Below are 9,973 nucleotides of genomic sequence, written 5' to 3'. Positions count from 1 at the left end.
GTTGTGTGGGCGGGGGGGCCGGCCGCGGCGTCCGCGCCGAGGCCGGCGTAGGTGATGCCGCCGGCTATCGCGGCCGCGGTGGCCATGGCGGCGGTCAGGAGCATCAACCTGCGCGGTCTGCGCCGGTGTTCACGCTGTTTGCGTCGTCGGCCGGTGTGTCGTGCTGTCATGCGCACCTCAAGTCCTGATCGGGAAGGTGGGTGCGCGGAAGCTTGCCAGACGGGAGCCGCGGAGAATTCGGACAAACGGGAGCCGGGGCCGAGAAATCTATCCGTTACCTTGTGACTTGATTTGATGAACTGTCAACTCACCCTGAATGCAATGGAGTTACGCGCGTTGCGCGGGAAAGGTCCAGGCCTTTTCGGTGATGTCGTTATCAAATCGAGATAAGCGGGCAATGCTTATTGACGGCAATTCAGTCAGGTATTCATGTAAAAACTACCTGCCGAATTCTCCCCGTCACGAGCGGTGAAGCGCGACGAGGATCCGGACATGGCCGTGGGTGCCCAGGCCGCCCGGCCGGTGCGGCGGCGGCAAGGGCACCCCTACGGACTAGCGCGCGGCGTCCCGCTCCCAGCGGTAGAACCGGGTGGCCATGGCGTCCTTCGGGCCCCGCCAGGTCTTCGGGTCGTGCGGGCTGATGAAGGCCGAGAGCCGGTCGCTGAGGTCGCGGAACTCCGGGTGCCCGGTGACCTGCGCGATGGCCGGACCCGGGTCCTTCTCGGACTCGATCAGGTGCAGGTACACATCCCCGAACTGGAAGAGACTGCGGCGGCTGACCCCGACCAGACGGGGGAGCTCGCCCGCGTCCGAGGAGGCGAACAGGTCGGCGATGTCGGGTGCCGATCCGGGCGCCATGCGGGCCACGATGAGGGCTTGGTGCATCGGGAGGCTTGCCTTTCGACTCGGTGGGTGGGGAGGGCGGGGGCGCTCGGAGCCGGGCTCAGCGGCGGCCGGCCACCCGCTCGCGAGGGCTGCGCTCCCGCCGCTCGATCTTGTCCCGGATCAGTTCCATCTGGATGCGGGAGTTGTGGTTGATGCGGTCGGTCATCCCCGCGTCGTCGATCGGCGCGTCCGGCTTCATCGCGAAGTCCTGGACCCACCGCATGCGGGTGCCGCCGCCGGGCGCCTCGCCGTACTCCCAGTGGATGTCCATGTGCGCGAACGGACCCGTCTCGACCCGGCGGGCCTTCACCGTCAGGCCCGCGCGGTCCACCGTCCGCTCCGAGACCCAGCTCCACACCACCCCGTTCTCGTCCGGGTGCATGGCGAGACGGAACCGGGTGGTGTTCCCGGCCTTCTCCAGGATCTCGATCGAGGCGTACTCGCTGAACAGCTCCGGCCAGTTGGGGAGGTCGTTCGTGACGTCCCAGACGACGTCGACGGGCGCGTTGACGGTGATCTCGTTGTCGGTGTGTCCAGGCATCTCAGGCTCCGGTCATGAGGCTGTTGTTGACGAGGTCGACGAACTCGCGGGGGCTCTTGCAGCGGTCCGCGTCGGTGGGCAGCGCACGGCCGCGCCGGTTCTCCAGCTCACCGACGATGCCCAGCAGGCCCAGCGAGTCCAGGCCGTAGTCGTCGAACCGGGAGTCCGGACGACTCGCCAGCTCGGTGGGGTCGACGGTGATGCCGGCGCTCTTCATGAGCGTCGCCAGCTCTTCCATGGTCAGTCGGTCGGACATGGTGCCTTCTCTCTCTTCCTGCTTCCGGGGGCCGCGCCGGACTCCCTGCGCGGCCCTGACCAGCCGGGGTCCCGATCCCTACGCGCGGGATTCGGGCCCCTTGCGGAGGACGAGTGCCGCGTTCGACCCCATCCGGCCACGGCTCAGGACGAGCGCGGTCCGCACGGGGGTGACCCGGGCGCTGCCGGTGACCACGTCGAGGTCGTGGCAGACGTCGAACACGTTCGGGGTCGGCGGCACGACCCCGTGTTCCAGGGCCAGCACGGCCGCGGCCGTGTCGAGGGTGCCGGCCGCGCAGTACGCACGTCCGGTCCCCGTCTTGGGGGCGGTCACCGCCACCTTGGAGCCGTGACCGCCGAGCGCGTCGCGGATCGCCCGCGCCTCCGCCGCGTCGGCCTCGGGCGTGCCCAGGGCGTCCGCGAAGACCACGTCCACCTCCTCGGGCGCGCAGCCCGCCTCCCGCAGCGCACCGCGGATGGCGTGGGCCAGGCCCTCGCCGTCCCCGTCCGGCCGCCGCGTCCCGGTGAAGGTGGCGGCGTGGCCGGCCAGCAGGGCCCGGACCGTCGCGCCCCGCCGCCGGGCGGCCTCCGCGTCCTCGACGACGAACATCGCGCCGCCCTCGGCCGGGACGAACCCGCACGCCTTGGCCGTGAAGGGCCGGTAGGCGCGATCCGGGTCGTCCCAGGTGCTCAGGCCCTCGTAGCCGAGCTGGCAGACCACCGAGTACGGGGCGAGCGGGGCCTCCGTCGCGCCGGCCAGCATGGCCCGGCTGCCCTGCCGGATCGCCCGGGCGGCGTGCGCGAAGGCGTCCAGCCCGCCCGCCTCGTCGCTCGCGACGACCCCGCACGGGCCCTTGAACCCGCGCCGGATGGAGATCTGGCCGGTGCTGGCCGCGTAGAACCAGGCGATCGACTGGTACGGGCCGACGAAGCGGGGGCCCTGCCCCCACAGCCGCTGCAGCTCGCGCTGCCCGAACTCGCCGCCGCCCGAGCCGGCCGCGGTGACGACGCCCACCGCGTACGGGTCGTCCTCGTAGTCGGCGCGCCCCAGCCGGGCGTGCTCCAGCGCCAGATCGGCGGCGGCCAGCGCGTAGTGGCTGAAGCGGTCGGTCTGCACGAGGAAGCGGTCCTCGACCATTGCCCCGGGATCGAATCCCCGGACCTCTCCCGCGACCCGCACGGGAAGGTGCTCGCAGCCCTGCCGGGTCACCCGGTCCAGGACGCTGTCGCCCGCCTGCGTCGCCTTCCAGAAGGCGTCCGCGCCGATCCCGTTGGGGGCGACGACCCCGATGCCGGTGAGGGCCACCGACGTGCCGGCAGTACGGCTCTTCACGCGCGTACCTCCTTGGGCTGGGTCAGGACCACGGCGGACTGGAAGCCGCCGAACCCGCTGCCGACGGACAGCACGCTGCGCAGGGTGTGGCTGCGGGCGGTGCGCGGCACGTAGTCCAGGTCGCATTCGGGGTCGGGGGTCTCGTAGTTCGCGGTCGGCGGCACCACGTGATGGGTCATCGCCAGGACGCAGGCCGCGAGTTCGATCGCCCCGATGGCGCCGAGGGAGTGCCCCACCATGGACTTGATGGAGGTCATCGGCGTCTTGTAGGCGTGGTCCCCGAGCACCCGCTTGACGGCCGCCGTCTCGTGGCGGTCGTTCTGCTTGGTGCCGGAGCCGTGCGCGTTGACGTAGTCGATCTCACCGGAGCCGATCCGGGCCTGGGCCAGGGCCGTCTCGATGGCCCGCGCCATCTCCAGGCCCTCGGCGGTCAGCCCCGTCATGTGGTGGGCGTTGCCGAAGGTGGCGTACCCGCCGATCTCGCAGTAGACGCTCGCGCCGCGGGCCCGGGCGTGCTCCAGCTCCTCCAGGACCAGGACGGCGCCGCCCTCGCCGAGGACGAAACCGTCCCGGTCGGCGTCGAAGGGCCGCGAGGCGTGCGCCGGGTCGTCGTTGTTCGCCGAGGTCGCCTTGATGGCGTCGAAGCAGGCCACGGTGATGGGGGAGACCGGGGAGTCCGACGCCCCGGCTATGCACACGTCCATCCGGCCCTCCTGGATGGAGTGGACGGCGTAGCCGACGGCGTCGAGCCCGGACGTGCAGCCCGTGGAGACGGTCTGCACCGGGCCGCGCGCCCCCGTCTGCTCCGCCACCGCCGAGGCGAGGGTGGCGGGGGTGAACGCGCGGTGCAGGAAGGGGGAGGACAGCCGGTGGTCCACGTCCCACCAGTCGCCGTGCTGGCTGACCGCGACGTAGTCGTGCTCCAGCCGGGTGGTACCGCCGACCGCCGTGCCCAGGGAGACGCCGGTGCGCCAGGCGCTCTCGCCGTCGAGTTCCAGGCCGGAGTCGGCCACCGCCTCGCGGGCGGCGACCAGGGCGAACTGGATGTACCGGTCCGCGCGGGCCGCCTCGTCCTCGCTCAGGCCGTGCTCGGCCGGGTCGAAATCGACCTCGGCGGCTATCCGGGAGCGGAACCCGGACGGGTCGAAGAGGGTGATGCCACGCGTCGCCGTACGGCCGTTGGACAGCAGGTCCCAGAAGGCGGGGGCGCCGATGCCCCCCGGGGCCACGACACCGACCCCGGTCACGGCCACCCGCCGGCGGGTCACGAAACCGCTCCGGTGCGCTCCGGCGGACGCTCCGCCCACCCGGAGGCCGCCGGGTTCGGCGCCTCCTCGGTGTCGACGTGGCCCAGTTCCGGGCGCGGGGCGAGCGGACCCAGGTGGAAGACCATCCGGGCCTCGGTGGAGCCGACGTTGCGGAACCGGTGGCGCATGTTCAGCGGGACGAGCAGCCCCTGGTCGACGCGCAGCGGGTGCGGCTCGCCGTCCAGGTCGACTTCGAGGGTCCCGGCGACCACGTACACGAACTCCTCGGAGTACGGGTGGTAGTGCTCGGCGATCGACTCGCCCGGGGCCATCACCGCCAGTCCCATGAAGCCGCTGGTCGAGCCCACCGACGTCGGGGTGAGCACGGCGCGCAGATCACCTCCGCGCCTGCGGTTGGGCTGGGTCTCGCTGAGGTCGACGATGCGCGGGTGATGTCTGGTCATGCTGACTTCCTCCTGGCGGATCGGGAGCCCGCGCTGCGCACGGGCTGCCGGACGGGGTGGTGGGGGCGGGACGGAGTGAGGGAGCTCGGGGCGCCGGATCAGTCCCGCGCCGGCGCGCGCCGGTCGGTGATGGGGGTCATGGGGCGGGGGGCGTCGGCCGCGGTGGCGGGATCCCCGGTGAGCAGGCGCCGCAGCACGGCCGCCCGGCGGGGGCCCTCGATGCCGAAGCCGCCGGCGAAGCGGCCGTCGGCCGGCCCGTCCACGTCGAGGAGGCGGACCACCACGTCGTCCCGCTGGAAGATGCTGCTGCTGAGCACGGGACTCGTGGGGAGCTTCGCCGCTTCCTCGTCCTGCCGGGCGAGGAAGCGGGCCACGAGCGGGCCGCAGCCGGGCTTGGCCGGATACAGGAGCGCGTGCCGCGTCACCTCCGCTGGCTGCTGCCCGTGCGCCGCCACGTGGTGCACGGCGGGCAGCGCCGCGCGCATGAAGAACATCCGCGCCGACTCCGGATCGGCCAGGTCCCGGTCCTGCTCCAGGTACGGGTTGATGGCGTGCTCCACGGCACGGACCTCCGGCTGCTCCGACACGTGCCGCAGCGCCGCCGTCAGGTCGCCCTGGACCTCCACCGCCCGCACCACCCGGTTGCCGTACATGAACAGGGAGGTGCGCAGCAGCCGGGTGTGGTCGTCGACACGGGCCTGCGGGGAGTCGTAGGACGACAGGATCTGCGCGACCTTCTCCTCGCTGCCCGGCTTGACCGTGAAGGTCAGCGCGTGCCGGACGATCCCCGCGCCGAGCCGGGGCGAGCCCTGGAGCCGGGCGACCGGCGCCCGCCCGGGGGCCTCGTAGCGCTTGCCGGTCTCCCGCAGCACGGTGAACGTCAGCGGGCGCATCGAGCGGGCGCAGGCACCCAGCGGCCGGACCTGCGCCGCGTGCTCCTCGCTGTTCACCCAGGCGAGGTACTGCGGGGCGCTCTCCCACTCGCTGGTGATCAGCCACTGCGAGGGGTTCGCGAAGGACTGGCAGAGCTGGTCGCCCAGGTGCCCGGGCACCGACGCGATGTCGTGCCGGAGCTGCTCGTAGGCCTCGAAGAAGCGCTGCTGGGCGCCCTCGTGGAGATCCATCAGCAGGACGACCCGGAGCATGGAGCCGTCGAAGGCGGACTGCGACACCCGTTCGGACAGGGTGGTTGTCATCTGCTCACTCCTTCGTGAGTGCACGGAGACCGCCACGTACGCGCTCGTGTGCGTCATCGGCGGCACGGCGGGCGGTGTGGCCGAAAGGGGCTCCCGCTGTCGCTCATCGTCATCCCGCGGGGTACGGATCGCTACATCTCAGGATCAAGCGGGTGACAAGACGCGACTCGCCAGGGCAAGAACCCTGATCGGGGGCATAAGGCGTCCACTGCCCCCCACACGAAACAGGAGCCCGCAGCCGATGGAAGAGCATGCCGATGTCCGCGTACCGGTCCTCGTCGTGGGAGGCTCCCTCGTGGGCCTGTCCACCTCGCTGTTCCTGAGCCGTCACGGCATCAGGCACCTGCTGGTCGAGAAGCACGCCGGTACCTCGGTCCACCCCCGCGGCCGGGGGATCAACGCCCGGACGATGGAACTGTTCCGCACGGCGGGCGTCGAACCCGCCATCCGCAAGGAAGCCTCCGCCCTGGAGGCCAATCAGGGCATCCTGCAGACCCGCTCCTCGCTCGTCGACGGCGACCACACATGGCTCATCAAGGCCGTCGACCCGTCCGGCGCGCTCAAGAAGTTCAGCCCCACCGGCTGGTGCCTGTGCAGCCAGAACAACATCGAGCCGGTGCTGGCCGCGCAGAGCCGCGCCCAGGGCGCCGACGTGCGCTTCGCCACCGAACTGATGAGCTTCGACCAGGACCAGACCGGTGTGAACGCCGTGGTGAAGGACCGGGAGACCGGCGAACACCTCACCGTCCGCGCCGACTACCTGATCGCCGCCGACGGACCGCGCAGCCCCGTCCGCGAGGGCCTGCGCATCCGCCAGACGGGCAACGGCGAGCTCTTCCACAACGTGAGCATCGTCTTCCGCTCGGAGCGGCTCGCCGACGTCCTCGGCGACCTGCGCTTCATCGTCTGCTACCTCTTGAAGCCGGGCGCCGACGGAGCGCTGCTGCCGGTGGACAACGAGACCCAGTGGGTCTTCCACGCCCCCTGGCACCCGGAGACGGGCGAGACCCTGGAGGACTTCACCGACGAGCGCTGCAGGGAGCAGATCCGCTCGGCGATCGGCGTGCCCGACCTGGACGTGGAGATCGGCGGCAAGGCCCCCTGGCACGCCGCCGAACGGGTCGCGGAGCAGTACGGCGTCGGCCGGGTGTTCGTGGTGGGCGACGCCGCCCACGAGATGTGCCCGACCGGCGCCTTCGGCTCCAACACCGGCATCCAGGACGCCCACAACCTCGCCTGGAAGGTCGCCGCGGTCCTCGACGGCGCCGCCGGACCGGAGCTGCTGCAGACCTACGAGCAGGAGCGGCTCCCCGTGGCCCGGGCCACCAGCGAGCGCGCCTCGGCCCGTTCGGCCGAACACAGCCACCCCGGGTATGTACCGCCCCCCACCATGGGCGGCGGTCCGGGCAGCGGGGTCCTCACCACCGCGATGGGCTACTGCTACCCCGAGGGCGCGGTCCTCGGCGGCGACCCGTCCCGGCCGGTCATCCCCGAGACCATGCGGCTGCGGGGCGACGTGGGTACCCGCGCCCCGCACATGTGGCTGACCCGGGCCGGCGAGCGGATCTCCGCCCTCGACCTCTACGAGCGGTCCTTCGTACTGCTCAGCGGCCCGGGCACGCCCTGGCGGGAGGCGGCGCGGGAGGTCGCGCGGCAGACGGGCGTGCGCCTGGACGCCTACGCGATCGGCTCCGGAGCGGACGCCGACCTGGTCCAGCCGGACGGCGTCGACTGGGCGGAGCTGCACGGGCTGCCGGCCGACGGGGCGGTCCTGGTGCGCCCGGACGGGTTCGTCGCCTGGCGTTCGGAAGGGGCCGTCGCGGACCCGCGCGCCGTCCTGACGGACGCGCTGACGCGGCTGCTGCGCCGCCCCTGACACCGCTCGGGCAGGGCCTACCGGCAGGCCCAGCACCCCGCCCAGCATCCGTGGCCCGCGGGCCGCGGACGCGGGCGGTGGTGCGCGGTGCGGTCGCAGGAGGGCGCGACCAGGCCGGCGAGGCAGGCGACCACCACGGTGATCGCGGCCAGTTCCTCGGGTTCGGCGGTGCCCCGGTGGACCCGGAGCAGGCTCGATATGGCGGCGTCGCTTCGCATCGGCACGGCCTCCCGGCAGGAGAGTTCACCCTCGCCGGGCCGTCCGGCGCCGACGCTGACGACGCTACGAGCCCGCCGGTGGGCTGTCGTGCCGGGGAGCTCCGTCCACAGCCATCCGTGCGACGCGCGCGGGCGGGGCGGCCGCGGCCCCCGGGCGGCCGGTCCGCTAACGGATTCCGAGCTTCAGCCACTTCGCCGTACTGGGGACGCCCCGGCCGTCCAGGAGGAAGAGCATGTAGTACCCGGGCGGCGCGTCGGCCGGGGTGGCCGGCGCGCGCAGGGTGATCGTGTCGCCGCGCACCCCGGTGACCGGCAGCTCCAGGTGGCGCTGGCTGGTGTTCACCGCGTGGGTGACCGTGGTCGGCGCCAGCAGGACGGCCCGTCGCACGGCGGACGCGGTGGAGCTGCGCACCTCGAAGGCCGCGCCGTGGGGGAGTTCGCCGCCAGGGGCCCGGTCCAGGGCGGGCCGGGGACCCCGGTGCAGGTACGCGGGCTCGTAGAGCTCGATGCTGCCGTCCATCGCGTCGCGGATGTCGGGGTCGTTGGCGATCTGCTGGAGCTCGTCACCGGTCACCATGACCCGGCCGTCCGGCATGACCAGGGCATTGGAGTGGTAGCCGCGCGGCAGCCGCTGGGCGGGGCCCAGCCGCCAGCGGCCGTCGGTGCCGCGCAGTTCGGTCTGCCGGTACTTGAGGTCGGCCTTCGGGTTGAAGGGGCCGTAGCCGTAGTCCCGGGTGCTCAGGGCGCCGTTGACGGTGAGCAGGGTGGCGTCGGGCAGGATCAGGGTGTCGTCCTGGGTGCGGCCGAAGGCCCGGGGCTCCTCGGTGGTCCACCCCGCACCCGACAGCCTGTACGTGTTCGGGTCGAGCGGGTCGCCGCCGAGGACCAGGACCGAGTCGGGGCCGCGCAGGCCGGCCGGGAGCGGTACCGCGGATCCGTACCCGCGGAAGTCGGCCGGGCGCCGGGGGAGGTCGCGGCGGGTCTCCTTGACGGGGTCGAACAGCCATTGCTGGTCGGCGTCGCGGCCCAGGCCGTAGATCATGCCGTCGCGCAGGGAGAAGAGGTGCGGGTAGTCGTTGCGGAAGGGTGCGTCCGCGCCGAAGCGTTCCGAGGCGATGTCGAGGGGGATGTCGTACGTGCGCCAGGGGACGGGCAGCCGCTTCGCCGGGAACCGCTCCACCACCGGGGTGGGGGTGCCCGTACCGCGCTCGGACTGGCCCGACATGATGATCTGGCGGCCGTCCGCGCCGGTGACCACCGAGGGGTACCAGCGGCCCACCGACATGTCCCGGTTGCGGTACCAGGTCTCGGTCCAGGGGTCGAACACGAAGGAGAGCCGGGCGCCGCTGCCCCCCTTGCCGCCGTTGTTGCCGCCGAACACGGCGACCATCCCGTTGGGCAGGAAGGCGTGTCCGGCGCAGAAGAACGGAGCGGGGCGCGGCCAGTGGGTGCCGTCGGGCATCAGGACGGTCGGCGGCCGGACCTCCTTGAAGGCCCGCGCGCCCGTCCCGCGGGCCGGGTCCCAGAGGAAGGCGCGGCCGGCGTTGGTCCGTCCGATCCGGTCGGTGGGGCCGGTCTCCTTGGTGGGGTCGGTCTCGACGCGTTCGAAGGAGAACAGCAGCACCTTGCCGGTGGGGAGCTGGGCGAGGTGGACCCCGAAATCGGGGGAGGGGAAGAACTCGGCGAACCGGCCGAACCGGGCCGCGGGGAACGCGGCGTTGGCGCGGGCCTGGGAGTCCGTCAGCGCGGCCAGGCTCGCGCTGCGGGTGGCCTGAGGATAGCCCCCGGCGTCCCGGGCGGCCCGGCGCCGTCCCGCGTGCGCCCGTGCGTGCTCCTCGCCGATCAGGGCAGCTTCGGCGGGGTCGGCCGCGGCCGGGGCCGACCCGTCGGGGTGCGCGTCCCCCCGGCCGCCGAGTTCGGAAGAGGGTCGTGTTTGGCAAGATTTTGTGTTTTTTTGT

The 9,973-nt window shown here is 72.7% G+C and carries 10 protein-coding genes; 1 reads left to right on the top strand and 9 read right to left on the bottom strand.

Going from position 1 to position 9,973, the window contains the following annotated elements:
• Positions 1–552 precede the first annotated feature (552 nt).
• From ACEPPI_RS38140 to ACEPPI_RS38110, 7 genes are all read right to left on the bottom strand, one after another.
• Complete coding sequence (locus tag ACEPPI_RS38140) at positions 553–885, bottom strand: TcmI family type II polyketide cyclase (protein WP_373919847.1); 333 nt, start codon at positions 883–885, stop codon at positions 553–555.
• Positions 886–943: 58 nt separating this feature from the next.
• Positions 944–1,426 (bottom strand): SRPBCC family protein, encoded by a 483-nt coding sequence (locus ACEPPI_RS38135; protein WP_373919846.1) that lies wholly within the window; start codon positions 1,424–1,426, stop codon positions 944–946.
• 1 nt (position 1,427) lies between these two features.
• On the bottom strand, positions 1,428–1,682 hold the full coding sequence (locus ACEPPI_RS38130) for an acyl carrier protein (RefSeq protein ID WP_266836585.1): 255 nt from the start codon (positions 1,680–1,682) through the stop codon (positions 1,428–1,430).
• A gap of 78 nt (positions 1,683–1,760) precedes the next feature.
• Positions 1,761–3,014: a ketosynthase chain-length factor gene (locus tag ACEPPI_RS38125; protein ID WP_373919845.1), complete on the bottom strand. Its 1,254-nt coding sequence runs from the start codon at positions 3,012–3,014 to the stop codon at positions 1,761–1,763.
• Positions 3,011–4,282 carry a beta-ketoacyl synthase gene (locus ACEPPI_RS38120; protein WP_373919844.1) on the bottom strand — a complete coding sequence of 424 codons (1,272 nt, stop codon included), beginning with the start codon at positions 4,280–4,282 and terminating at the stop codon, positions 3,011–3,013. The genes ACEPPI_RS38125 and ACEPPI_RS38120 overlap by 4 nt, the downstream gene beginning before the upstream one ends.
• Positions 4,279–4,725: a cupin domain-containing protein gene (locus tag ACEPPI_RS38115; RefSeq protein WP_373919843.1), complete on the bottom strand. Its 447-nt coding sequence runs from the start codon at positions 4,723–4,725 to the stop codon at positions 4,279–4,281. The genes ACEPPI_RS38120 and ACEPPI_RS38115 overlap by 4 nt, the downstream gene beginning before the upstream one ends.
• Before the next feature lie 98 nt (positions 4,726–4,823).
• Entirely contained in the window at positions 4,824–5,921 is a 1,098-nt protein-coding gene (locus ACEPPI_RS38110; RefSeq protein WP_373919842.1) for a TcmI family type II polyketide cyclase, read from the bottom strand.
• Between the two features lie 241 nt (positions 5,922–6,162).
• On the opposite strand from ACEPPI_RS38110, the gene ACEPPI_RS38105 reads away from it, so the two are divergent.
• Entirely contained in the window at positions 6,163–7,797 is a 1,635-nt protein-coding gene (locus tag ACEPPI_RS38105) for an FAD-dependent oxidoreductase (protein ID WP_373919841.1), read from the top strand.
• A 17-nt stretch (positions 7,798–7,814) separates the two neighbouring features.
• Here the strand turns inward: ACEPPI_RS38105 and ACEPPI_RS38100 are convergent, their stop codons facing one another.
• Both ACEPPI_RS38100 and ACEPPI_RS38095 read right to left on the bottom strand, forming a co-directional pair.
• Positions 7,815–8,015, bottom strand: a complete 201-nt coding sequence (locus ACEPPI_RS38100) for an acyl-CoA carboxylase subunit epsilon (RefSeq protein WP_373919840.1) — start codon at positions 8,013–8,015, stop codon at positions 7,815–7,817.
• Between the two features lie 166 nt (positions 8,016–8,181).
• Positions 8,182–9,973: galactose oxidase-like domain-containing protein (locus tag ACEPPI_RS38095; RefSeq protein ID WP_373919839.1), on the bottom strand; the 1,792-nt coding region annotated here is incomplete at its 5' end.

It is taken from the genome of Streptomyces sp. AB3(2024), assembly GCF_041862025.1.
In the GTDB taxonomy this organism is placed as follows: domain Bacteria; phylum Actinomycetota; class Actinomycetes; order Streptomycetales; family Streptomycetaceae; genus Streptomyces.
The sequence above is the reverse complement of the archived record's forward strand: the minus strand, read 5'-3'. Positions and strand labels throughout refer to the sequence as shown.

Bases quoted from the DNA above. Each gene is read 5' to 3' on its own strand.
- ACEPPI_RS38130 (WP_266836585.1), bottom strand. From the start codon at position 1,682: ATGTCCGACCGACTGACCATGGAAGAGCTGGCGACGCTCATGAAGAGC.
- ACEPPI_RS38105 (WP_373919841.1), top strand. From the start codon at position 6,163: ATGGAAGAGCATGCCGATGTCCGCGTACCGGTCCTCGTCGTGGGAGGC.
- ACEPPI_RS38135 (WP_373919846.1), bottom strand. From the start codon at position 1,426: ATGCCTGGACACACCGACAACGAGATCACCGTCAACGCGCCCGTCGAC.
- ACEPPI_RS38140 (WP_373919847.1), bottom strand. From the start codon at position 885: ATGCACCAAGCCCTCATCGTGGCCCGCATGGCGCCCGGATCGGCACCC.
- ACEPPI_RS38110 (WP_373919842.1), bottom strand. From the start codon at position 5,921: ATGACAACCACCCTGTCCGAACGGGTGTCGCAGTCCGCCTTCGACGGC.
- ACEPPI_RS38100 (WP_373919840.1), bottom strand. From the start codon at position 8,015: ATGCGAAGCGACGCCGCCATATCGAGCCTGCTCCGGGTCCACCGGGGC.
- ACEPPI_RS38115 (WP_373919843.1), bottom strand. From the start codon at position 4,725: ATGACCAGACATCACCCGCGCATCGTCGACCTCAGCGAGACCCAGCCC.